Source organism: Pseudomonas kuykendallii, assembly GCF_900106975.1.
GTDB lineage: Bacteria > Pseudomonadota > Gammaproteobacteria > Pseudomonadales > Pseudomonadaceae > Pseudomonas_O > Pseudomonas_O kuykendallii.
Genome location: NZ_FNNU01000002.1, coordinates 1,020,241 through 1,042,188 on the forward strand (window position 1 = coordinate 1,020,241; position 21,948 = coordinate 1,042,188).

A 21,948-nucleotide genomic window follows, 5' to 3' on the forward strand; every position below is an offset into this window, starting at 1 on the left:
GTTCGTGCCATGATGCCGTCAAACGAAAAAACCGAGAGTGCCCATGCAGGACGAACTGCTCCAGAAGGTAAGGAGCTATACCCCGCTTATTCTGCCCCCCGAGCAGAATTTCCCCGAAGCGGCGGTATTGCTGCCGATCACCCGTAGCGACGAGCCCGAACTGGTGCTCACCCTGCGCGCCAGTGGGTTGTCCACCCACGGCGGCGAAGTCGCCTTTCCCGGCGGTCGTCGCGACCCCGAGGACCAGGACCTGGTCGCCACCGCGTTGCGCGAGGCCGAGGAGGAAATCGGCCTGCCGCCGGGCCTGGTGGAGGTCGTCGGCCCGCTGAGCACGCTGGTCTCGCGCCATCGCATCAAGGTCACGCCGTACGTCGCGGTGGTTCCGGACTACGTCGAGTACGTCGCCAACGACGGCGAGATCGCCGCGGTGTTCAGCGTGCCGCTGAGCTTCTTCCGCGAAGACCCGCGCGAGTTCACCCATCGCATCGACTACCTCGGGCAAAGCTGGTACGTGCCCAGTTATCGCTTCGGCGAGTTCCGCATCTGGGGGCTCACCGCGATCATGATCGTCGAGCTGATGAACCTTCTGTACGACGCCGGCATCGACCTGCACGAGCCGCCGGACACCTTCCTCACCCTGCGCTGAGCCTGGAGAACAATAATGAAGTACCGCCTGGGAGATTCCCGTGTCGACGCTCACCCGCAAAGCTGGGTCGCGCCGAACGCCACGCTGATCGGCAAGGTCCGCCTGGATGCCGGGGCCAGCGTCTGGTTCGGCGCCGTGCTGCGCGGCGACAACGAGCTGATCCATATCGGCGAGAACAGCAATGTGCAGGACGGCACCGTGATGCACACCGATGCGGGCGTGCCGCTGAACATCGGCAAGGGCGTCACCATCGGCCACAACGCCATGCTGCACGGCTGCACGGTCGGCGATTTCAGCCTGATCGGCATCAACGCGGTGCTGCTCAACGGCGCCAGGATCGGCCGCCACTGCATCATCGGCGCCAATACGCTGATCCCCGAGGGCAAGGAAATCCCCGACGGTTCGCTGGTCATGGGATCTCCCGGCAAGGTGGTGCGCGAACTCAGCGAGCAGCAGATGAAGATGCTTGAGGCCAGCGCCGCACACTACGTGCACAACGCCCAGCGCTACGCGCGTGATTTGACCGAGCAGGACGACTGATGCAGGAGTGCCCGCTGAAATCGCCCTGCGTGAACATCTGCGCGCTCGACGAAGACGACCTCTGCACCGGCTGCCAGCGCTCGGCGGCGGAAATCACCCGCTGGTCGCGGATGGACAACGACGAGCGCCGCCAGGTGCTCGCCCGCACCGTCGAACGCGCACGAGCCAAAGGCCTGCTGATCTCGTAAAATCCGCCTCCTTTTTCATTCCCCGCGCCGCTGGCGCCTGCCTGCAAGGAAATCGACATGCCCCGTCTCGGAACCCCGCTCTCGCCGAGCGCCACCCGCGTCCTGCTCTGTGGCTCCGGCGAGCTCGGCAAGGAAGTCGCCATCGAACTGCAGCGTCTGGGCGTCGAGGTGATCGCCGTCGACCGTTATGCCAACGCCCCGGCGATGCAGGTCGCGCACCGCAGCCACGTCATCGACATGCTCGACGGCGCGGCCCTGCGCGCGCTGATCGAGCAGGAGAAGCCGCACTACATCGTTCCCGAGATCGAAGCCATCGCCACCGCGACCCTGGTCGAGCTGGAGGCCGAGGGCTTCACCGTGATCCCCACCGCGCGCGCCGCGCAGCTGACCATGAACCGCGAAGGCATCCGTCGCCTGGCCGCCGAGGAACTTGGCCTGCCGACCTCGCCGTACCGTTTTGCCGACAGCTTCGAGGAGTTCCGCGAGGCCACCGTGGCGCTCGGCTTCCCGTGCCTGATCAAGCCGATCATGAGTTCCTCGGGCAAGGGTCAGAGCGTGCTGAAGAGCGCCGACGACCTGCAGAGCGCCTGGGAATACGCCCAGGCCGGCGGCCGCGCCGGCAAGGGCCGGGTGATCGTCGAGGGCTTCATCGACTTCGACTACGAGATCACCCTGCTCACCGTGCGCCACGCCAGCGGCGTGACCTTCTGCGATCCGGTCGGCCATCGCCAGGCCAAGGGCGACTATCAGGAATCCTGGCAGCCCCAGGCGATGAGCGAGACCGCGCGCGCCGAAGCCGAGCGCATCGCCCTGGCGGTGACCGGCTCGCTGGGCGGCCGCGGGCTGTTCGGTGTCGAGCTGTTCGTGAAAGGCGACATGGTCTGGTTCTGCGAGATTTCCCCGCGCCCGCACGACACCGGCCTGGTCACGCTGATCTCCCAGGATCTCTCCGAATTCGCCCTGCATGCGCGGGCGATCCTCGGCCTGCCGATCCCGGCGATCCGCCAGTTCGGTCCGTCGGCCTCGGCGGTGATCCTGGTGGCCGGCGAGTCGCGCGAGATGAGCTTCGGCAACCTCGGCGCCGCGCTGAGCGAGCCGGACACGGCGTTGCGGCTGTTCGGCAAGCCGGAAGTCTCCGGCCAGCGCCGCCTCGGCGTGGCATTGGCGCGCGACGAGTCGATCGAGGCCGCTCGCGCCAAGGCGACCCGTGTCGCGCAGGCGGTCGACGTCACCCTCTGACGCGACCCGCCACAAAAAATGGCCTGGAGCCATTTTTGACGTCGCCTTGCGACGGTCCGGAGGGTGGCTGCCATGGAGGGCAAGCCACAAAAAAGCCGGCGCCTTTGGCGCCGGCCTTTTCATGTTCGTCAGTGGGGCGACTGCGGGCCAAAGCCCTCGACGCCTCGTAGGGTGGGCTTCAGCCCACCACCTCCAACGAACTGGATCACCGTGTCGGTGGGCTGAAGCCCACCCTGTGCGAGCGCTTACAGATCCGTTTCGCGCGTTTCGCGCATCAGCAGCACCGCCAGCAGGCTCAGCCCGGCCGCCACCGAAACGTAGCCGCCGACCCAGCCCAGCCCGCCGGCGGCCACCAGTTTCTGCGCCACGTAGGGGGCCAGCGAGGCGCCGAGGATGCCGCCCAGGTTGTACGCCGCGGACGCACCGGTATAGCGCACGCGGGTCGGGAAGAGTTCCGGCAGCAGTGCGCCCATCGGGGCGAAGGTGACGCCCATCAGGAACAGCTCCAGCGACAGGAAGATCGCCACGTCCACCACCGAGCCGCTGCTCAGCAAGGGTTGCATGGTGAAGCCGGACGCCACCGCGGCCAGGCAGCCGACGATCAGCACCGGGCGGCGCCCGAAGCGGTCGCAGGCGAGGGCCGATACCGGCGTGGCGGCGCCCATGAAGAGCACGGCGAAGCACAGCAGGCCGAGGAATTCCTCGCGGGTGAAACCCAGCGAGCTGACGCCATAGCTCAGCGAGAACACCGCCGAGATGTAGAACAGCGCGTAGCACACCACCATCGCCAGCGAGCCGAGCACCACGTTGCCCCAGTGCCGGGAAAACATTTCGGCAATCGGCAGGCGTGCGCGGTCATGCTGCTGCAGCGCCTTGGCAAACACCGGGGTTTCGTGAAGCTTGAGGCGCACGTAGAGACCGACGATCACCAGCAGCGCGCTGAAGAGGAACGGGATACGCCAGCCCCAGGCGCGGAACTGCTCTTCGCTGAGGGTCATCGCCAGGGTCAGGAACAGCCCGTTGGCGGCGAGAAAACCGATCGACGGGCCCATCTGCGGAAACATGCCGAACCAGGCACGACGGTGCTTGGGTGCATTCTCCGTGGCCAGCAGCGCGGCGCCGCCCCATTCGCCGCCCAGGCCGAGGCCCTGGCCGAAACGCAGCACGCAGAGCAGGATCGGAGCCCAGGCACCGATGGCGTCGTAGCCCGGCAGCAGGCCGATCAGCGTGGTGGACAGGCCCATCAGCAGCAGCGACGCGACCAGCGTCGACTTGCGCCCGATGCGGTCGCCGAAGTGGCCGAACAGCGCCGAACCCAGCGGTCGGGCGAGGAAGGCGATGCCGAAGGTGATGAAGGCGGAGAGCGCCTGGGCGGTGCCGGAGGTCTGCGGGAAGAACACCGGGCCGATCACCAACGCGGCAGCGGTGGCGTAGATGTAGAAATCGTAGAACTCGATGGCGGTGCCGATGAGGCTGGCGACGGCGACGCGCGCGGTCGAGTTGGCCTGCACGGGGGCATCGGCATCGGCCTCGCGCGCAGCGGTATAGGTGGCGGTATTCATGCACGGATCCCGTTATTGTCTGGCCGGCCTTGGCGGTGGCCGGTTGGCTTTCGTCGTGCCGCATGGGAAGCGGGCGCCCGGGTCGGGCGAGGAGGGCGCTGTCGCGGCGGGGTTGGCGCGGCAGCGAGAACTTCGGTGCACCGGCGGACCGGGCGGGAAGCGGCAGTGGCGGGCCTGCGTCGGCATCGCGGATGGCAAGCGGACGAAGGCAGGGGCTGGGTAAGCTGAGGGCGATTATACGGGGAGCGAAGGGGCGCCGGGCAACCCCTCCGATCGTCTCAGCCTTGGTTCGGGCGCGGCGCGAGCCAGACGCGCACGCGGGTCGCGCGGTTCTCCGCGGCCTGCAGGATCTCCAGGCGATAGCGACCGATCTTCAGGCACACGCCGCTGTCGGGGATGCCTTCCAGCGCCTCGGTGATCAGGCCGTTCAGCGTGCGCGGGCCTTCCACCGGCAGTTGCCAGCCAAGGGCGCGGTTGATGTCGCGGACGTGGGCCGCGCCGTCGATCACCTGGGTGCCGTCCGGCTGGGTCTGGATGTCGGCATCCTGGCTGTCGTCGCTGCTGTGGAACTGCCCGACGATCTCTTCCAGCAGGTCTTCCAGTGCGCAGATGCCGAGCACTTCGCCGTATTCGTCGACGACGATGCCGATGCGCCGCTTGTGCTTCTGGAAGTTCATCAGCTGCACCGACAGCGGGGTGTTCTCCGGCACGAAGTACGGCTCGTGGCACACGCCGCGCAGGGCGTCCTTGGTCAACTGGTCGCGCGTCAGCAGGCGGGCGATCCGGCGCATGTGCAAGATGCCTTCGATCTGGTTGATGTCGCCGCGGAATACCGGCAGGCGGGTGTGCGAGGTGCTGCGTAGCTGGGCGACAATCCGTTCGATGTCGTCGTTCAGGTCGATCCCCTCGACCTCGTTGCGCGGAATCATGATGTCGTCGACGGTCATCTTGTCGAGGATGCCAAGCAGCAGGTGCTGGCGCTGCTCCGGCAGGACCTCGTCGATTTCCTCGGGCGGACTTTCTTCGCCGGACAGGTTCTCGCCCTGTGGCGGTGGCCGGATGCCAGCCAGCCGCAGCAGCGCGCCGGCGATGCGGTCGAGCAGCCAGAAAGGCGGGTAGAGCAGCTTGACGGCAATCTTCAGCGGCCCGGCGCAGGCGAATGCCAGTGCCTGCGGGTGGCGGGCGGCGATGCTGCGCGGAAGCAGCGTGGCGACGATCAGCCAGGCGATCAGCAGGGCGGCCACGGCGCCGAACAGGCCGGGTTCGCCGCGCAGGCGCAGACCGAGCAGCCCGGCCGCCGCCGCGCCGAACATCAGCGCCAGGCTGTTGCCGAGCAGCAGGCTGCCGAACAGGCGTTGCGGACGTTTGAGCAGGGCGTTGATGCGCTTGGCGCCGAGCGACCCCTGGCTGGCCAGCTCGCGCAGTTGCTGCCGGTCGAGCCCGAGAACGGCGCTCTTGCTCGCCGAGAAGAACGCCGACGCCAGCGCGAGAAAAACCAGCAGGCCAATCAGCGAGCCTTGATCGAGAGTGTCCACGGCAACCTAGGGTCAGATGTGCAGGATGAATTCGCGGACCAGCTTGCTGCCGAAGTAGGCCAGCATCAGCAGGCAGAAACCCGCCAGGGTCCAGCGGATCGCCTTGTGCCCGCGCCAGCCGAGCTGGTGGCGGCCCCAGAGCAGCACGCCGAAGACCACCCAGGCCAGGCACGAGAGCAGGGTCTTGTGCACCAGGTGCTGGGCGAACAGGTCCTCGAAGAACAGCCAGCCGGAGAACAGCGACAGCGAGAGCAGGATCCAGCCCGCCCAGAGAAAGCCGAACAGCAGGCTTTCCATGGTTTGCAGCGGCGGGAAGTTCTTGATCAGTCCGGACGGGTGCTTGTGTTTCAGCTGGTGATCCTGGAGTAGCAGCAGCAGCGCCTGCAGCACGGCGATGGTGAGCAGGCCGTAGGCGACGATGGACAGCAGGATGTGCGCGAGAATCCCCGGTTCCTCATCGATCGGCTGTACCGTCCCGGCCGGCATCAGCTGCGCCAGCATGGCGGTCAGCGCGCCCAGCGGCATCAGCAGCAACAGCAGGTTCTCCACCGGAATGCGCAGGCAGGCGAGCAGGGTGATGAGGATCACCGCGAAGGCGATCAGGCTGGACGCGTTGAAGAAGTCCAGCGCCAGGCCCTGGGTCGCGTGCAGCTGCATGAACAGGCTGCCGCCATGGAAGAACAGCGCGAGCGCGCCGAATACACCGATCAGCAGTTTGTTCGGCTTGACGCGCTGGCGAACGCGCAGGCCTTGGTAAGCGGTGACACCAAGATAGAGGAGGGCGGCGGCGAGGCTGGGCAGCAGAGGGTGCATAGATCCTTGAGGCATGGGCCCGAAAGGGCGTGAGTGTGGCATACAAGCAGGCGTCCACGAAAGTATCGGCCGGGCCCGGAGGCGCTCCGCCACGGGGTCGGCGCTCGTTCGCGGGCGGCGATCGGCTGTTGCTATGCTGGGGCGCCGATCAGGAGTCCGCGATGTCCGCAAGCGTTGTATCGATGGTGCTGTTCGCCGCGCTGCTGCATGCCGGCTGGAACACGGCGGTGAAGTCCGGTCACGACAAGTCGCTGAATGCCGTTCTGGTCAGTGCCGGCGCCGGCGCCATCGCGGCGCTCGGCCTGTGCTTCGTCGAGGCGCCCTCGCCGGCGAGCTGGCCGTACCTGGCGTGCTCGGTCTGTGCGCAGGTCATCTACTACCGGCTGGTCGCGGCGGCCTATCGGCACGGCGACCTGAGCCAGGCCTACCCGCTGATGCGCGGCACTGCGCCGCTGCTGGTGGCTCTGGCGAGCGCACCGCTGCTCGGCGAATCGCTGTCGCTCAACGGCTGGGGCGGTGTGCTGCTGATCTGCTCGGGTGTCCTCGGCCTGGCGGTGGACGCCTGGCTGCGCGATGGCGTGAGTGCGCGAGCCACCGGGCTGGCGCTGCTCAATGCCTGCGTGATCGCCAGCTACACGCTGATCGACGGCGTGGGCGTGCGCCTGTCGCAGGCACCGGTCGGCTACACGCTGTGGATCTTCTTCCTGACCGCCATTCCGCTGCTCGGCTGGACGCTGTTTCGCCGGCCGCGCGAGCTGCTGCGCTACGCCCGGTCGCGGCCTGCGTTGCCGGTGGTGGGCGGCAGCGGCACCCTCGGCTCCTATGGCATCGCGCTGTATGCGATGACGCTGGCGCCGGTGGCGAGCGTCGCCGCGTTGCGGGAAACCTCGATCCTGTTCGCCACGCTGCTCTCGGTGCTGCTGCTCGGCGAGCGCATCGGCCCGCGACGTGGCGTGGCGACGGCCTTCATCGCGGCGGGTGCGATGGTGATCCGTCTGGCCTGAGAAGCCATTCGCCAATGCTGTTGATATACTCCCCGGCCTTGCCGCCAGCCCGCATTTTCCAAAGGAACGCGCATGTTCGAAAACTTGACCGACCGTTTGTCCCAGACGCTTCGCCATGTCACCGGCAAGGCCAAGCTGACCGAGGACAACATCAAGGACACCCTGCGCGAAGTGCGCATGGCGCTGCTCGAGGCCGACGTCGCACTGCCGGTGGTCAAGGACTTCGTCAACAAGGTCAAGGACCGCGCGGTCGGTACCGAGGTGTCGAAGAGCCTGACGCCCGGCCAGGCGTTCGTGAAGGTGGTGCGCGCCGAGCTGGAAGAGCTGATGGGCGCGGCCAACGAGGACCTCGTCCTCAACGTCACGCCGCCCGCGGTGGTGCTGATGGCCGGTCTGCAGGGCGCGGGCAAGACCACCACAGTCGGCAAACTGGCGCGCTTCCTCAAGGAGCGCAAGAAGAAGTCCGTGATGGTGGTGTCGGTCGACGTCTACCGCCCGGCGGCGATCAAGCAGCTGGAAACCCTGGCGGGGGAAGTCGGCGTCACCTTCTTCCCGTCCGACATCGGCCAGCAGCCGGTGGCGATCGCCGAAGCGGCGATCCGCGAAGCCAAATTGAAATTCATCGACGTGGTGCTGGTGGATACCGCCGGCCGACTGCACGTCGATGCCGAGATGATGGCCGAGATCCAGGCGGTGCACGCGGCGGTGAAACCGGCCGAGACGCTGTTCGTGGTCGATGCCATGACTGGCCAGGACGCCGCCAACACTGCCAAGGCCTTCGGCGAGGCGCTGCCGCTCACCGGCGTGGTGCTGACCAAGGTCGACGGCGACGCCCGCGGCGGTGCGGCGCTGTCCGTGCGCCACGTGACCGGCAAGCCGATCAAGTTCCTCGGCATGGGCGAGAAGAGCGATGCGCTCGAGCCGTTCCACCCGGACCGTATCGCCTCGCGCATCCTCGGCATGGGCGATGTGCTCAGCCTGATCGAACAGGCCGAGCAGACCCTGGATCGCGAGAAGGCCGAGAAACTCACCAAGAAACTGAAGAAGGGCAAGGGCTTCGACCTCGAAGACTTCCGCGACCAGTTGCAACAGATGAAGAACATGGGCGGCCTCGGCGGCCTGATGGACAAGCTTCCGCAGATGGGCGGGGTGAACCTGGCGCAGATGGGCAACGCCCAGGGCGCGGCAGAGAAGCAGTTCAAGCAGATGGAAGCGATCATCAACTCGATGACCCCGCACGAGCGCCGCGATCCGGACATCATCAGCGGCTCGCGCAAGCGCCGCATCGCCCTGGGTTCGGGAACCCAAGTGCAGGACATCGGCCGGCTGATCAAGCAGCACAAGCAGATGCAGAAGATGATGAAGAAATTCACCGCCAAGGGCGGCATGGCCAAGATGATGCGCGGGATGGGCGGCATGCTTCCCGGCGGCGGCATGCCCAAGCTCTGAGAGACTGCCCGCGATGACCCGCTGGGGGAAGTCGTGAGCAGGGTTCGAGGCGGCGAGTCGGGTGGCGCGAGCAATTCGTGCCGTCCGGCCGTTACAGCCGCCCATTTTGAAAAAGCCATTTGCAAATATCCGGATAATCCTTAGAATATGCGGCCTTTCGGGCCCCTATGGCCCATTGCTTGTTTTGATTTGCAAAGCACCGACTACAGGAACGAAGTTCAATGGTAACCATCCGTCTTGCCCGTGGCGGCTCCAAGAAGCGCCCCTTCTACCACCTGACCGTGACCAACAGCCGCAATGCGCGCGACGGTCGCTTCGTCGAGCGTATCGGCTTCTTCAACCCGGTTGCTTCCGGCGCTGAAGTCAAGCTGTCGGTCGATCAGGAACGCGCCAGCTACTGGCTGAGCCAGGGCGCACAGCCGTCCGAGCGCGTTGCACAACTGCTCAAGGAAGCTGCCAAGGCTGCGGCCTAAGCATCCATGAATACGTTGCCGGCGCCCGCCGAGGATCTGATCGTTCTCGGCAAGATTTTCTCGGTGCATGGCATTCGCGGCGAAGTGAAGGTGTATTCCTTTACCGACCCGGTCGACAACGTGCTGGACTATCGCCGTTGGACGCTCAGGCGTGACAACGAGGTCAAGCAGGTTGAGCTGATTGGCGGACGGCCACAGGGCAAGTTCCTGGTGGCGAAGCTGAAGGGGCTCGATGATCGCGATGTCGCTCTGACCTTCGCGGGCTTCGAAATCTGCGTTCCCCGCAGCGAGTTGCCGGCACTCGGCACCGACGAGTACTACTGGCACCAACTGGAAGGCTTGAGGGTCATCGATCAGCTCGGACAACTGTTCGGCGTGATCGACCACTTGCTGGAGACCGGTGCCAACGACGTGATGGTGGTCAAGCCCTGCACCGGCAGCCTCGATGATCGCGAACGCCTGCTGCCCTACACAGAGCAGTGCGTGCAGTCGATCGATCTGGCCGCCGGCGAGATGCGGGTCGACTGGGATGCGGACTTCTGATTTGCGTGAATGCCATGCGGGTTGAAGTCATCAGCATTTTCCCGGAGATGTTTTCCGCCATCAGCGGATACGGCATCACCAGCCGTGCGGTGAAACAGGGTCTGCTCGCGCTGACCTGCTGGAACCCGCGGAGCTTCACCGAAGATCGCCACCAGACGGTGGACGACCGACCCTTCGGTGGCGGCCCCGGCATGGTGATGAAGATCGAGCCTCTGGAACGGGCGCTGGCAGCTGCCAGGCAAGCCGCCGGAGAGCGGGCGAAGGTGATCTACCTGTCGCCCCAGGGTCGCCAGTTGAAACAGGCGGCCGTACAGCAACTGGCGCAGGAGGAGTCGTTGATCCTCATCGCCGGACGCTACGAGGGTATTGACGAACGCTTCATCGAAGCGCACGTGGATGAAGAATGGTCGATTGGCGATTACGTGTTGTCCGGCGGTGAGCTGCCGGCGATGGTGCTGATCGATGCGGTGACCCGCTTGTTGCCCGGTGCATTGGGGCATGCGGATTCCGCCGAGGAGGACTCGTTCACCGACGGCCTGCTCGATTGTCCGCACTACACTCGACCCGAAGTGTATGCGGATAAAAGTGTTCCGCAGGTGCTGCTCAGCGGCAACCACGAACACATCCGGCGTTGGCGTTTGCAGCAGGCCCTAGGGCGGACCTACGAACGACGTGCCGATCTTCTGGATAGCCGCTCGCTTTCTGGAGAAGAGCAAAAGCTGTTGGCGGAATACCTTCGCCAGCGGGACGATAGTTAACGTATCGATGGCAGGCCCAGAGGGTTTGTCTTAGGAGCGCACGACATGACCAACAAGATCATCCAGCAGATCGAAGCCGAACAGATGGGCAAAGAAATTCCGCCCTTCGCCCCGGGCGACACCGTTATCGTTCAAGTCAAGGTGAAGGAAGGCGACCGTCAGCGTCTGCAGGCCTTCGAAGGCGTAGTGATCGGCAAGCGTAACCGCGGCCTGAACAGCGCGTTCACCGTTCGCAAGATCTCCAACGGCGTTGGCGTCGAGCGTACTTTCCAGACCTACTCGCCGCTGGTCGACAGCCTGAGCGTGAAGCGTCGTGGTGACGTTCGCAAAGCCAAGCTGTACTACCTCCGCGAACTGTCCGGCAAGGCAGCGCGCATCAAGGAAAAACTGGTCTAAGACCGGTCACCTTGACGAAAAAAGCAGCCCGCGGGCTGCTTTTTTATTGCCTGCGATTCGTCCCCGGCGGAAGCCCTTTTTTGCCGCGAGCCGTGATCGTCCGTCTCTTCGGTTTCCCGCCGTGCAAGCGCGGCCCGATTCCGCCGCCGAGCGATCCTGCCCCGCGCTTTGCGCCAGCCCGCCGCTGTGAAAGACTGCCGGTCCGTTCCCGTCGTGTTCGCCCCATGCCCGCCAAAGACCATCCGCTAATCGACCGTTTCCTTGATGCCCTGTGGCTGGAGAAGGGCCTGTCGCCGCACACCCGTTCGGCGTACCTCAGCGATCTGGCGCATTTCAATGGCTGGCTCGATGAGCGTGGCGTCGAGATGCAGCATGCCGGCCGCGAGGCGGTTCTCGATCATTTGGCCTGGCGTCTGGGCGAGGGCTACAAGGCCCGCTCGACGGCACGCTTTCTCTCCAGCGCGCGGGGCTTCTACCGCTACCTGTTGCGCGAGGGGTTGATCGACAGCGACCCGACCCTGCTGGTGGAGCTTCCGCAGCTGGGCCGGCCGTTGCCCAAGTCGCTGTCCGAAGCGGATGTCGAGGCGCTGCTGGCGGCGCCGGACCTGGAAACGCCGATCGGCCTGCGCGACCGCGCCATGCTCGAAGTGCTCTATGCCTGCGGCTTGCGTGTCAGCGAGCTGATCGGCCTGACGCTGGAGCAGGTCAACCTGCGCCAGGGCGTGGTGCGGGTGTTCGGCAAGGGCAGCAAGGAGCGCCTTGTACCGCTGGGGGAGGAGGCGATGCTGTGGATCGAGCGCTACGTGCGCGAGGCGCGCGGGGCGCTGCTCGATGGCCGGCCGAGCGACGTGCTGTTTCCCAGTTCGCGCGGCGAACAGATGACCCGGCAGACCTTCTGGCACCGGATCAAGCTGCAGGCGAAAGTCGCCGGAATCGCCAAGTCGCTGTCGCCGCATACCCTGCGGCATGCCTTCGCCACACACCTGCTGAACCACGGCGCCGACCTTCGGGTGGTGCAGATGCTGCTTGGTCACAGCGATCTTTCCACCACGCAGATCTACACCCACATCGCCCGTGCGCGCCTCCAGGAGCTGCACGCCCAGCATCACCCCCGCGGCTGACGGCCGGTGTCTCTCGCGGCAAACGGCGAAGGAAGGCGCTGGCGTGCCTGTGGTAGTCTTTTCGCACCCATTCAGGAGTGTTCCATGCGCAGTATTCGTTTTCTCATCGGGGCCTGCTTCGCCCTCGTCATCGGTGCCGTACACGCGGACGATGCGGAAAAAACCATTCGCCAGTCCCTCGGCGGCCTGGGTCAGGACCTGCCGATCGAGAGCATCGCCAAGAGCCCGCTCAACGGTCTGTATGAAGTCCAGCTCAAGGGCGGTCGCGTGCTCTACGCCAGCGCCGACGGCAAGTACCTGATGCAGGGTTACCTCTATCAGATGCAGGCCGGCGCCGATCCGGTCAACCTGACCGAGCAGGCCGAGAGCCGTGGCATCGCCAAGGTGATCGCAGCGGTGCCGCTGGAGCAGATGGTGGTCTACCCGGCCAAGGGAGAGACCAAGGGCCACATCACGGTGTTCACCGACACCACCTGCCCGTATTGCCACAAGCTGCACGGCGAAGTGGCCGAGCTGAACCGCCAGGGCATCGAAGTGCGCTACCTGGCGTTCCCCCGGCAGGGCCTGGATTCTCCCGGTGACCAGCAGCTGCAGGCGGTCTGGTGCTCCAGCGATCGCCGTGCGGCTATGGATCAGATGGTCAGCGGCAAGAAGGTCAGCGCCGCCAAGTGCGCCAACCCGGTGGCCGAACAGTTCGCCCTTGGCCAGTCGATCGGCGTCAATGGCACACCGGCCATCGTGCTCGGCAACGGTCAACTGATCCCCGGCTATCAACCGGCACCCGAGCTGATCAAGCAGGCGCTCGCGGCCCAGTGAGGGCTGACGGACGGAGCGAGCGATAGCGTTCCAGTCGGGTCACATGCAGACATGACCCGAGCTGGAGCGAGCGATGAAACTCGAAGGTTCCTGCCATTGCGGCAGCGTGCGTTTTTCCGTCGAATCGGCACAACCCTATCCCTTCATGCGCTGCTACTGCTCGATCTGTCGCAAGACGGCGGGCGGAGGCGGCTTCGCCATCAACCTCGGCGCCGACAACCGCACGCTGGAGGTCCAGGGCAGGCAGCACCTCGGCGTCTATCGGGCGAAGAGGGAAGGCGGCCAGGTGAGTTCCGGCGAGCGCAATTTCTGCCGTGAATGCGGCAGCGCGCTCTGGCTCTGGGACCCCAGCTGGCCAGACCTGATCCACCCTCACGCCTCGGCCATCGACACCGAGCTGCCGGTGCCGCCGGAGCACATCCACCTGATGCTCGGCTCGAAGGCCAGCTGGGTCGAGGTGCAGCAGGGCCGGGATGACAAGCTGTACGACGAGTATCCCGAGGAATCCCTCGCGCAGTGGCACGAGCGGCTCGGTCTGACCCGATAGTCTCCTTTCGCCCCCGCGCCACGCCGGCGGCGGTTTTCCGCTCGCCGGGCGCGATTGACTAAAGCCCCCTCGGTTTCTAAAGTGCGACTCTTTTTATGCGCCCGTCAGCCGGGCGCGGTCGCGGTAATGGGGAATACAGCGTGAAACCGGTGAAAGTGGGAATCTGTGGGCTGGGGACCGTCGGCGGCGGTACCTTCAACGTACTCAAACGCAATGCCGATGAGATTTCCCGCCGTGCCGGGCGTGGAATCGAGGTCGCCCAGATTGCCGCGCGTCGCCCCAACCCGAAAGTCGATACCGGTAGTACCCCCATTACCGCCGATATCTTCGAGGTCGCCAGCAACCCGGACATCGACATCGTCATCGAACTGATCGGCGGCTACACGCTGGCCCGCGACCTGGTGCTCAAGGCCATCGAGAACGGCAAGCACGTGATCACCGCGAACAAGGCGCTGATCGCCGTGCACGGCAACGAACTCTTCGCCAAGGCGCGCGAGAAGGGCGTGATCATCGCCTTCGAAGCGGCGGTGGCCGGTGGCATTCCGGTCATCAAGGCGATCCGCGAGGGCCTCGCCGGCAACCAGATCAACTGGCTTGCCGGGATCATCAACGGCACCGGGAACTTCATCCTCAGCGAGATGCGCGAGAAGGGGCGTACCTTCGAGGACGTGCTCCAGGAAGCCCAGGCACTGGGTTACGCCGAAGCCGACCCAACCTTCGACGTCGAGGGCATCGACGCCGCGCACAAGCTGACCATCCTCGCGTCGATCGCCTTCGGCATCCCGCTGCAGTTCGACAAGGCCTACACCGAAGGTATCACCAGGCTGACCACGGCCGACGTCAACTATGCCGAAGCGCTGGGCTATCGCATCAAGCACCTCGGCGTGGCGCGTCGCACCGCGGCCGGCATCGAGCTGCGCGTGCACCCGACGCTGATCCCGGCCGATCGCCTGATCGCCAACGTCAACGGCGTGATGAACGCGGTGATGGTCAACGGCGACGCCGTCGGCAGCACCCTTTATTACGGCGCCGGCGCCGGGATGGAGCCGACCGCTTCGGCGGTGGTGGCCGATGTCGTCGACGTGGTTCGCGCGCTGACCACCGACCCGCACAACCGCGTGCCGCACCTGGCCTTCCAGCCGGATTCGCTGTCCGATCACCCGATCCTGCCGATCGCCGAATGCGAGAGCGCCTACTACCTGCGCATCCAGGCGAAGGACCTGCCCGGCGTGCTGGCACAGGTGGCGAGCATCCTCTCCGATCGCGGCATCAACATCGAATCGATCATGCAGAAGGAAGCCGAGGAGCAAGACGGCCTGGTGCCGATGATCCTGGTGACTCACCGCGTGCAGGAAGCGCGTATCGACGATGCCATCACCGCCCTCGAGGCGCTGGAAGGCGTTTCCGGCGACGTCGTACGGATTCGCGTCGAGCAACTGAATTAATCCAGCCACGCGCCCGGGGCCAGACGCACCGGGGCGCGGCGCACAGCGAAGGTTTGTCGAAATGCGCTATATCAGCACCCGCGGCCAGGCACCTGCCCTGAACTTCGAAGACGTCCTGCTCGCCGGCCTGGCCAGCGACGGCGGTCTCTACGTACCGGAAAACCTGCCGCGCTTCACCCAGGAGGAAATCGCTTCCTGGGCCGGCCTGCCTTACCACGAGCTGGCTTTCCGGGTGATGCGCCCGTTCGTGGCCGGCAGCATCGCGGACGCCGACTTCAAGCGCATCCTCGAAGACACCTACGGCGTGTTCGCCCATAGCGCCATTGCGCCGCTGCGCCAACTGAACGGCAACGAGTGGGTACTCGAGCTGTTCCATGGCCCGACGCTGGCGTTCAAGGACTTCGCCCTGCAACTGCTCGGCCGGCTGCTCGACCATGTGCTGGCCAAGCGCAACGAGCGCGTGGTGATCATGGGCGCCACCTCCGGCGATACCGGTTCGGCCGCCATCGAAGGCTGCAAGGCCTGCGACAACGTCGACATCTTCATCATGCACCCGCACAACCGGGTGTCCGAGGTGCAGCGCCGGCAGATGACCACCATCCTCGGCGAGAACATCCACAACATCGCCATCGAAGGCAACTTCGACGACTGCCAGGAAATGGTCAAGGCCAGCTTCGCCGACCAGGGCTTCCTCAAGGGCACGCGCCTGGTGGCGGTCAACTCGATCAACTGGGCGCGGATCATGGCCCAGATCGTCTACTACTTCTATGCCGCGCTGCAGCTCGGCGCGCCGGCGCGTTCCATCGCCTTCTCGGTGCCGACCGGCAACTTCGGCGACATCTTCGCCGGCTACCTGGCGCGCAACATGGGCCTGCCGGTCAGCCAGCTGATCGTCGCCACCAACCGCAACGACATCCTGCACCGCTTCATGAGCGGCAATAGCTACGCCAAGGACACCCTGCATCCGACTCTCTCGCCGTCGATGGATATCATGGTTTCGTCTAACTTCGAGCGCCTGCTGTTCGACCTGCACGGGCGCAACGGCGCGGCCATCGCCGGACTGATGGATACCTTCAAGCGGGGCGGCGGTTTCAGCGTCGACGAAGACCGCTGGAGCGAAGCACGCAAGCTGTTCGACTCGCTGGCGGTGGATGACGAGCAGACCTGCGAGACCATCGCCGCGGTATTCGCCGAAACCGGCGAGGTGCTCGACCCGCACACCGCCATCGGCGTGCGTGCCGGTCGTGAATGCCGTCGCAGCCTGAGCACGCCCATGGTGGTGCTGGGCACCGCGCATCCGGTGAAATTCCCCGAAGCGGTGGAGAAGGCCGGCATCGCCAAGGCCATCGAGCTGCCGGCGCACCTGGCCGACCTGTTCGTCCGCGAGGAGCGCTACAGCGTGCTCGCCAACGACCTGAAGGCCGTGCAGGCCTTCGTCGCCGAGCACGGCAACCGCGGCAAACCCCTCTGAGCGAACGCCTCGCCGGCTTGCCGGCGGGTTTCCGCCCCTTCCGTTCAGGCCGGCCTCGTTGCCGGCCTGTTCGCATCCGCGTCACGCCACTGCAACGAACCCCGCTTACCCTGAAGTTACTCTCGCGCCGGCGGTTCTCCGCGCGGGGCGCTCACGAACTTTCTTTGCGCTTATCGAGTCTTTGCTACACCTCCTTTATTTTCAGAACCTTACGTGGAGATGGACATGGAAAGCACAACGGAATTGCTGGAAGGCGCCCTGGCGCCGTACAAGGTGGTGCTGGGGCCTGACCGTGCCGACGGCGGCAGGTTGATGACCCTGACCAACGATGCGGGAGAACCCGTCCTCCAGCGCACGCTGAGCAAGGGACAACTGAGCGACCGCTTCGCCCTGACCGATGTGGTGGATGGGATCCTGCGCGACCTCTTGCTGATCGAAGGCCGTATCGCACCCGAGGTGATTGCCCATCTGCACGGCGATAGCCGGGTGAAAAATTACGCCCCGCTGTGACCCCCGCCTGCCCGACGACCGGTTGAACGATTGGGCTTTTTCGCCGGTCAGTAATTACACGGCACATGAAACCTTACCGCTCCCAGGTCCATGTGCCGGCCGTCAGTCCTCGTGGCTGGCGTTGAACCCCGAGCATCTCCCCCAAGGCTCGGGGTTTCTTTTTTTTCGGCGTATGGCAGCCGCTGCCGTCGGACCGCTGGTCCACCCGATGACCCCGGTTAGCCCCGCGCGCGGCGCCGGTACAGCGCCTTCGCCGCGTTCCTTTCCCGAACAGGAGGACTTCATGAAGCCCAATCTTCGTCCGCTCGCCCAGCAGGTCATCGTCATCACCGGCGCCTCCAGCGGCATTGGCCTCGCCACCGCGCGCGCTGCCGTCGCCAAGGGCGCACGCCTGGTGCTGGTGGCCCGCAACGAACAGGCGCTGGAGCAGATCGCCGGCGAACTCGGCGGCAGCGCCCTGGTGGTCACGATGGCCGCCGACGTCGGTGACCGCCAGGCCATGCAGCGGGTCGCCGACCTCGCCATCGAGAGGTTCGGCCGTTTCGATACCTGGGTGAACAATGCCGGCATCGCGGTGATCGGCAAGATCGAGGACGCCAGCGACGCCGATCATCGCCGTCTGTTCGAAACCAATTTCTGGGGCACCTACTACGGCTCGACCATCGCCGCCAAGTACCTGCGCGAGCACGGCGGGGCGATCATCAACCTGGGCAGTTCCGAATCGGCCGCGCCGATTCCGGTGCACGGCATGTACGCGGCGTCCAAGCACGCGGTGAAGGCCATGACCGATGTGTTGCGGGTCGAGCTGCGCAAGGACGCCGCGCCGGTATCGGTGACGCTGATCCGGCCCGCCGCCACCGACACGCTGTTCACCGACCACGCCCGGGATTACACCGCCAGCGCGCCGGTCCTGCCGCCGCCGCTGTATGCGCCGGAAGAGGTCGCCGAAGCGATCCTCCATGCGGCGGTGCATCCCACCCGCGACATCTACATCGGCGCCTCCAAGGCCTTCACGGTGATCGCGCAGAACTTTCCACGCCTCTACGACTGGCTCAGCGAGAAGGTCATCTACGACCGCCTGCAGAACGGCCAGCCGGACGCCAACTGGCAGGGTGCCCTGCATGGCCCGAACGGTGGCCGCCTGACCGGTCGTGCCCGTGGCTACTATCCGGGGCGCGTGCTGCGCCACAGCCTCTACACCCACGCCAGCCTGCACCCGGTCGCCACCGTGGCGATGCTCGGCCTCGGCGCCGTGGCGATCGGCGCGCTGCTCTGCGGCAAGGGCCGCGCACGCTAGAGGCCGCCGCGCTTCCCATGTCCCTCGCGCACGCCGCCAGGCTCCCGGCGGTGGTCGTGCCGCGGGGGCATTCGCGCTAGACTTGCCGGCTTCCATTCCGCCGGGAAGCCGTACATGGCCCTGCAAGCGACAACCTACAAAGTCGAAATAAACCTCACCGACCTGGACCGTTCGGTCTACGACACCGCGCGTTTCACCGTCGCCCGCCACCCTTCGGAAACCGAGGAGCGCCTGGTGGTGCGGCTGATCGCCTACCTGCTGTGGTACGGCGAGCTGCTGTCCTTCGGCCGCGGGCTGTCCGACGTCGACGAGCCGGCGCTGTGGGAAAAAAGCCTCGACGACCGGGTGCTGCACTGGATCGAAGTCGGCCAGCCGGATGCCGAGCGCATCACCTGGTGTTCGCGCCGCGCCGAGCGCTTCAGCCTGGTCGCCTACGGCAATCTGCGCGTGTGGCAAAGCAAGGTGCTCGATGGCGTCAGAAGCCTGAAGAACATCAACGTCGTCGCCCTTCCGCAGGAAGCGCTGGAAACCGTGGCGCGCGACCTGCCGCGCTCGATCAACTGGGCGGTGATGATCAGCGAAGGCACGCTGTTCATCACGGACGAGAACGGCCAGCACGAACTGCAACTGGAATGGCTGGCCGGCGAACGCTGAGCACTTGGCCAAGGTCTGCTGCGCGCCGGCAGGCTGCGTTGAATACAGGCCGGAACGCCGTTTCGATTTACAGCTCGTGAACTCCGCGTCCTAGCCTGCTTTGAGCTGCGGAAGGCCGTTACCGACGTAGCGTCTTGCATGGCTCTGGCTCGCGAGGCGTTGCACAAGCTCCACGCTCTCATAAAGCTATCGCTTAACCCTGGAATCCCATGCGCATCGAACCCCGCCCGCTACCCGAAACCCTGCCCGACCTCGGCGAGCTGCCGCCGCTGCTGCGCCGCCTGTATGCCGCGCGGGGCGTGCGCTCCGCGGCGGAGCTGGACAAGGGGCTGGCACGCCTGATTCCGTATGGGCAGCTTAAGGGTATCGAGCGCGCCGTCGAACTGCTGGTGGTCGCCCTGGAGCGGCGCCAGCGGATTCTCTTCGTCGGCGACTTCGACGCCGATGGCGCCACCGCCAGCGCGGTGGGCGTGCTGGGTTTGCGCCTGCTCGGCGCCAGCCACGTCGACTACCTGGTACCCAATCGCTTCGACTACGGCTACGGGCTGACCCCGGAAATCGTCGCCGTGGCGCTGCAGCGCAGCCCCGACCTGCTGGTGACCGTGGACAACGGCATCTCCAGCGTCGAGGGCGTGGCGGCGGCGAAGGCGGCCGGGCTTGGTGTGGTGATCACCGATCACCACCTGCCGGGCCAGGAGCTGCCGGCGGCGGACGCCATCGTCAACCCGAACCAGCCCGAGTGCAGCTTCCCGAGCAAGTGCATCGCCGGCGTCGGGGTGATCTTCTACGTGTTGCTGGCGCTGCGCGCCAAACTGCGCGAGAGCGGCTGGTTCGCCCGCCAGTCTTTGGCCGAGCCCAACCTCGCCGAGCTGCTCGACCTGGTGGCGCTGGGTAGCGTCGCCGACGTGGTGCCGCTGGACGCCAACAACCGCATCCTGGTCCACCAGGGCCTTGCGCGCATCCGCGCCGGTCGCGCGCGGCCCGGGTTGCGCGCGATTCTGGAGGTCGCCGGGCGCGATGCGCGCAAGATCAGCTCCACCGACCTCGGCTTCATCATCGGCCCGCGCCTGAATGCGGCGGGGCGGCTGGACGACATGAGCCTGGGCATCGAATGCCTGCTCTGCGACGACGAAGCGCTGGCCCGCGACATGGCGGTGCAGCTCGACCAGCTCAACCAGGACCGCAAGTCCATCGAGCAGGGCATGCAGCGCGAGGCCCTGGCGCAGCTCAAGGACCTGGCGCTGGACGACCTGCCGTTCGGCCTCTGCCTGTTCGATGCGGACTGGCATCAGGGCGTGATCGGCATCCTCGCCTCGCGCCTGAAGGAGCGTTACCACCGCCCGGCGATCGCCTTCGCCGACGCCGGCGACGGCCTGCTCAAGGGTTCGGCGCGCTCGGTGCAGGGCTTCCACATCCGCGATGCGCTGGACGCCGTGGCGGCGCGCCATCCGGGGCTGATCAGCAAGTTCGGCGGGCACGCCATGGCGGCCGGGCTGTCGTTGCCGCAGGCCAACCTCGGCGCCTTCGCCGCGGCCTTCGACGCCGAGGTGCGCAAGCAGCTGGACGAGGACGACCTGACCGGACGGATGCTCTCCGACGGTCAGCTGGGCATCGAGGAGTTCCATCTGGAGCTGGCCAAGGCGCTGCGCCAGGCCGGGCCCTGGGGTCAGCAATTTCCCGAGCCTATGTTCCACGGCGTGTTCCAGGTGGTTCAGCAGCGCATCGTCGGCGAGAAGCACCTCAAGCTGGTGCTGAAGACCGAGTGCGGCGGTCGCACCCTGGACGGCATCGCCTTCAACGTCGACGCCGAACTGCTGGCCAATCCCAAGCTGGGCTGGGTCGACGTGGCCTACAAGCTCGACGTCAACGAGTTCCGCGGCCAGGAAAGCGTGCAGCTGCTGGTGGCGCACATCGCGCCACGCTGATGCCGCGCGTCAGGCGTGGCGGGTGGCCGGAAAACGGTCCAGCAACCGGTGCAGGACGAACACCACCAATAGCGTGACGAACACCGACAGGCACACCGAGCTGAGCCGGTAGAGCACGCTGTACATCATGTCGTGGGTCGGCGTCAGGTACTGGCCGAGGACGATGGCCAGCGTGGTGAGGGCGCCGAAGCCCTGGCCCGGCATGCCGTTCTCCAGCATGTGGATGCGCGCGCAGTGCATCGCCGCGATCCACAGCAGGATCGCCACGAACGGCAGGATGTCGTAGTGATCGTAGAGCACTACCTGCAGCGCCAGCGCCATCAGGCAGCCGCGCAGGGTGCCCAGAGCGCGCACCCGGCCGGCGAAGCGCACGCCGTTCCAGTGCATCGGAAAGAGCACCAGGATCGAGGCGATCTGCGCCGACAGCGAGTCGCGCAGATCGAAACACTGGAACACGATGAACGACAGCGTCGCCACGCTGGCGCCGAGCAGCGTCTCGTGGCGCCGACTGGCCGCATCCTTGGGTGCGGGCACGCGGGGCGCGCGCGGCTCGGCGTCGGGGAACAGCAGGAACATCAGGCAGGCGATGGCCACCGTTACCCAGGTCGCCACCAGGTTGCTGGTGAGCATGTCGTAGAGGTTCACGTCCGGGTAGCTGCCGAAGTGCAGCAGCATCGAGAGAAACACCGAACTCAGCGCGCCGAAGAAGAACATCGGCCCCTGCGCCATCAGCGCGAAGCGGAACACGAAAAGCCCGAACACCAGCGGAATCATCAGGGCCGGACGGTCACCGAAGAGCCCCTGGATCAACAGCGTCTCGACGCTGACCAGCGCCGAGCAGGCGAGGAACTGGCGGATCACGTGGGGCGTGATGGTCGGCACCAGGCCGAGCAGCAACATCGGGTAGACGCCGAAGAAGGCGCCGTAGTCCCAGTTCATCAGCTTGCAGATGAAGAAGCCCAGGGTGCCGCCGCTGGCGATGCGCAGGCACTGGCGCAGGTCGTTCTTCGACAGCT

The 21,948-nt window shown here is 66.0% G+C and carries 23 protein-coding genes; 19 read left to right on the forward strand and 4 right to left on the reverse strand.

All coding sequences use genetic code 11. The features are described from left to right. Positions 1–43 precede the first annotated feature (43 nt). From BLV15_RS09890 to purT, 4 genes are read left to right on the forward strand one after another with little or no spacing between them, the layout of a single operon-like run. On the forward strand, positions 44–646 hold the full coding sequence (locus BLV15_RS09890) for a CoA pyrophosphatase (protein ID WP_090227255.1): 603 nt from the start codon (positions 44–46) through the stop codon (positions 644–646). A gap of 15 nt (positions 647–661) precedes the next feature. Then, on the forward strand, positions 662–1,186 hold the full coding sequence (locus BLV15_RS09895) for a gamma carbonic anhydrase family protein (RefSeq protein WP_090227258.1): 525 nt from the start codon (positions 662–664) through the stop codon (positions 1,184–1,186). Continuing rightward, positions 1,186–1,374, forward strand: coding sequence for a DUF1289 domain-containing protein (locus BLV15_RS09900; protein ID WP_090227260.1), 189 nt, complete (start codon positions 1,186–1,188; stop codon positions 1,372–1,374). Before BLV15_RS09895 ends, BLV15_RS09900 begins: the two co-directional genes overlap by 1 nt. 57 nt (positions 1,375–1,431) lie before the next feature. After that, positions 1,432–2,613, forward strand: a complete 1,182-nt coding sequence (gene purT, locus BLV15_RS09905; RefSeq protein ID WP_090227264.1) for a formate-dependent phosphoribosylglycinamide formyltransferase — start codon at positions 1,432–1,434, stop codon at positions 2,611–2,613. Between the two features lie 245 nt (positions 2,614–2,858). On the opposite strand, the gene BLV15_RS09910 is transcribed toward purT, so the two are convergent. The 3 genes from BLV15_RS09910 to BLV15_RS09920 all read right to left on the reverse strand — a co-directional run bounded on the left by BLV15_RS09910 (position 2,859) and on the right by BLV15_RS09920 (position 6,523). Next, on the reverse strand, positions 2,859–4,175 hold the full coding sequence (locus tag BLV15_RS09910) for an MFS transporter (protein WP_090227267.1): 1,317 nt from the start codon (positions 4,173–4,175) through the stop codon (positions 2,859–2,861). A gap of 278 nt (positions 4,176–4,453) precedes the next feature. Next, positions 4,454–5,710 carry an HlyC/CorC family transporter gene (locus BLV15_RS09915; protein ID WP_090227269.1) on the reverse strand — a complete coding sequence of 419 codons (1,257 nt, stop codon included), beginning with the start codon at positions 5,708–5,710 and terminating at the stop codon, positions 4,454–4,456. Positions 5,711–5,722: 12 nt separating this feature from the next. Beyond that, positions 5,723–6,523 carry a cytochrome C assembly family protein gene (locus BLV15_RS09920; RefSeq protein ID WP_090227272.1) on the reverse strand — a complete coding sequence of 267 codons (801 nt, stop codon included), beginning with the start codon at positions 6,521–6,523 and terminating at the stop codon, positions 5,723–5,725. A gap of 161 nt (positions 6,524–6,684) precedes the next feature. Between BLV15_RS09920 and BLV15_RS09925 the strand changes: the two genes are divergently transcribed. The 15 genes from BLV15_RS09925 to recJ all read left to right on the forward strand — a co-directional run bounded on the left by BLV15_RS09925 (position 6,685) and on the right by recJ (position 20,932). Further along, positions 6,685–7,527: a DMT family transporter gene (locus BLV15_RS09925; protein ID WP_090227275.1), complete on the forward strand. Its 843-nt coding sequence runs from the start codon at positions 6,685–6,687 to the stop codon at positions 7,525–7,527. 72 nt (positions 7,528–7,599) lie between these two features. Then, positions 7,600–8,976: a signal recognition particle protein gene (gene ffh, locus BLV15_RS09930; protein WP_090227276.1), complete on the forward strand. Its 1,377-nt coding sequence runs from the start codon at positions 7,600–7,602 to the stop codon at positions 8,974–8,976. Positions 8,977–9,197: 221 nt separating this feature from the next. Then, positions 9,198–9,449 carry a 30S ribosomal protein S16 gene (rpsP, locus tag BLV15_RS09935; protein WP_090227279.1) on the forward strand — a complete coding sequence of 84 codons (252 nt, stop codon included), beginning with the start codon at positions 9,198–9,200 and terminating at the stop codon, positions 9,447–9,449. 6 nt (positions 9,450–9,455) lie between these two features. Then, positions 9,456–9,992, forward strand: a complete 537-nt coding sequence (gene rimM / locus BLV15_RS09940; RefSeq protein ID WP_090227282.1) for a ribosome maturation factor RimM — start codon at positions 9,456–9,458, stop codon at positions 9,990–9,992. Positions 9,993–10,006: 14 nt separating this feature from the next. Beyond that, positions 10,007–10,750 (forward strand): tRNA (guanosine(37)-N1)-methyltransferase TrmD, encoded by a 744-nt coding sequence (trmD, locus tag BLV15_RS09945; RefSeq protein ID WP_090227284.1) that lies wholly within the window; start codon positions 10,007–10,009, stop codon positions 10,748–10,750. 45 nt (positions 10,751–10,795) lie between these two features. After that, positions 10,796–11,146, forward strand: a complete 351-nt coding sequence (rplS, locus tag BLV15_RS09950) for a 50S ribosomal protein L19 (protein ID WP_090227287.1) — start codon at positions 10,796–10,798, stop codon at positions 11,144–11,146. A gap of 224 nt (positions 11,147–11,370) precedes the next feature. After that, a complete protein-coding gene (xerD, locus tag BLV15_RS09955; RefSeq protein WP_090227290.1) occupies positions 11,371–12,267 on the forward strand; it encodes a site-specific tyrosine recombinase XerD in 897 nt (298 codons plus the stop codon). Positions 12,268–12,351: 84 nt separating this feature from the next. Continuing rightward, positions 12,352–13,083 (forward strand): bifunctional protein-disulfide isomerase/oxidoreductase DsbC, encoded by a 732-nt coding sequence (gene dsbC / locus BLV15_RS09960; protein WP_090227292.1) that lies wholly within the window; start codon positions 12,352–12,354, stop codon positions 13,081–13,083. A gap of 73 nt (positions 13,084–13,156) precedes the next feature. After that, positions 13,157–13,630 carry a GFA family protein gene (locus BLV15_RS09965; protein ID WP_090227295.1) on the forward strand — a complete coding sequence of 158 codons (474 nt, stop codon included), beginning with the start codon at positions 13,157–13,159 and terminating at the stop codon, positions 13,628–13,630. A 140-nt stretch (positions 13,631–13,770) separates the two neighbouring features. Further along, positions 13,771–15,075 (forward strand): homoserine dehydrogenase, encoded by a 1,305-nt coding sequence (locus BLV15_RS09970; RefSeq protein WP_090227298.1) that lies wholly within the window; start codon positions 13,771–13,773, stop codon positions 15,073–15,075. A 61-nt stretch (positions 15,076–15,136) separates the two neighbouring features. Beyond that, a complete protein-coding gene (gene thrC / locus BLV15_RS09975; protein WP_090227300.1) occupies positions 15,137–16,546 on the forward strand; it encodes a threonine synthase in 1,410 nt (469 codons plus the stop codon). A 225-nt stretch (positions 16,547–16,771) separates the two neighbouring features. After that, positions 16,772–17,056 (forward strand): DUF3509 domain-containing protein, encoded by a 285-nt coding sequence (locus BLV15_RS09980; RefSeq protein WP_090227303.1) that lies wholly within the window; start codon positions 16,772–16,774, stop codon positions 17,054–17,056. Between the two features lie 283 nt (positions 17,057–17,339). Further along, a complete protein-coding gene (locus BLV15_RS09985) occupies positions 17,340–18,353 on the forward strand; it encodes an SDR family oxidoreductase (RefSeq protein WP_090227307.1) in 1,014 nt (337 codons plus the stop codon). Between the two features lie 114 nt (positions 18,354–18,467). Then, positions 18,468–19,007, forward strand: a complete 540-nt coding sequence (locus BLV15_RS09990) for a YaeQ family protein (RefSeq protein WP_090227311.1) — start codon at positions 18,468–18,470, stop codon at positions 19,005–19,007. A gap of 209 nt (positions 19,008–19,216) precedes the next feature. Further along, the gene (gene recJ / locus BLV15_RS09995) at positions 19,217–20,932 is read left to right on the forward strand and encodes a single-stranded-DNA-specific exonuclease RecJ (protein WP_090227314.1); all 1,716 of its coding nucleotides are present in this window, start codon (positions 19,217–19,219) and stop codon (positions 20,930–20,932) included. Between the two features lie 9 nt (positions 20,933–20,941). On the opposite strand, the gene BLV15_RS10000 is transcribed toward recJ, so the two are convergent. Then, positions 20,942–21,946 (reverse strand): DUF2955 domain-containing protein, encoded by a 1,005-nt coding sequence (locus BLV15_RS10000; RefSeq protein WP_090227463.1) that lies wholly within the window; start codon positions 21,944–21,946, stop codon positions 20,942–20,944. Positions 21,947–21,948 lie beyond the last annotated feature (2 nt).

Coding starts and splice junctions, on each gene's coding strand:
- BLV15_RS09980 (WP_090227303.1), top strand. CDS start 16,772: ATGGAAAGCACAACGGAATTGCTGGAAGGCGCCCTGGCGCCGTACAAG.
- ffh (WP_090227276.1), top strand. CDS start 7,600: ATGTTCGAAAACTTGACCGACCGTTTGTCCCAGACGCTTCGCCATGTC.
- BLV15_RS09965 (WP_090227295.1), top strand. CDS start 13,157: ATGAAACTCGAAGGTTCCTGCCATTGCGGCAGCGTGCGTTTTTCCGTC.
- BLV15_RS09990 (WP_090227311.1), top strand. CDS start 18,468: ATGGCCCTGCAAGCGACAACCTACAAAGTCGAAATAAACCTCACCGAC.
- dsbC (WP_090227292.1), top strand. CDS start 12,352: ATGCGCAGTATTCGTTTTCTCATCGGGGCCTGCTTCGCCCTCGTCATC.
- BLV15_RS09920 (WP_090227272.1), bottom strand. CDS start 6,523: ATGCACCCTCTGCTGCCCAGCCTCGCCGCCGCCCTCCTCTATCTTGGT.
- purT (WP_090227264.1), top strand. CDS start 1,432: ATGCCCCGTCTCGGAACCCCGCTCTCGCCGAGCGCCACCCGCGTCCTG.
- recJ (WP_090227314.1), top strand. CDS start 19,217: ATGCGCATCGAACCCCGCCCGCTACCCGAAACCCTGCCCGACCTCGGC.
- BLV15_RS09925 (WP_090227275.1), top strand. CDS start 6,685: ATGTCCGCAAGCGTTGTATCGATGGTGCTGTTCGCCGCGCTGCTGCAT.
- BLV15_RS09985 (WP_090227307.1), top strand. CDS start 17,340: ATGAAGCCCAATCTTCGTCCGCTCGCCCAGCAGGTCATCGTCATCACC.
- rimM (WP_090227282.1), top strand. CDS start 9,456: ATGAATACGTTGCCGGCGCCCGCCGAGGATCTGATCGTTCTCGGCAAG.
- rpsP (WP_090227279.1), top strand. CDS start 9,198: ATGGTAACCATCCGTCTTGCCCGTGGCGGCTCCAAGAAGCGCCCCTTC.
- xerD (WP_090227290.1), top strand. CDS start 11,371: ATGCCCGCCAAAGACCATCCGCTAATCGACCGTTTCCTTGATGCCCTG.
- BLV15_RS09900 (WP_090227260.1), top strand. CDS start 1,186: ATGCAGGAGTGCCCGCTGAAATCGCCCTGCGTGAACATCTGCGCGCTC.
- BLV15_RS09890 (WP_090227255.1), top strand. CDS start 44: ATGCAGGACGAACTGCTCCAGAAGGTAAGGAGCTATACCCCGCTTATT.
- trmD (WP_090227284.1), top strand. CDS start 10,007: ATGCGGGTTGAAGTCATCAGCATTTTCCCGGAGATGTTTTCCGCCATC.
- thrC (WP_090227300.1), top strand. CDS start 15,137: ATGCGCTATATCAGCACCCGCGGCCAGGCACCTGCCCTGAACTTCGAA.
- BLV15_RS09910 (WP_090227267.1), bottom strand. CDS start 4,175: ATGAATACCGCCACCTATACCGCTGCGCGCGAGGCCGATGCCGATGCC.
- BLV15_RS09895 (WP_090227258.1), top strand. CDS start 662: ATGAAGTACCGCCTGGGAGATTCCCGTGTCGACGCTCACCCGCAAAGC.
- rplS (WP_090227287.1), top strand. CDS start 10,796: ATGACCAACAAGATCATCCAGCAGATCGAAGCCGAACAGATGGGCAAA.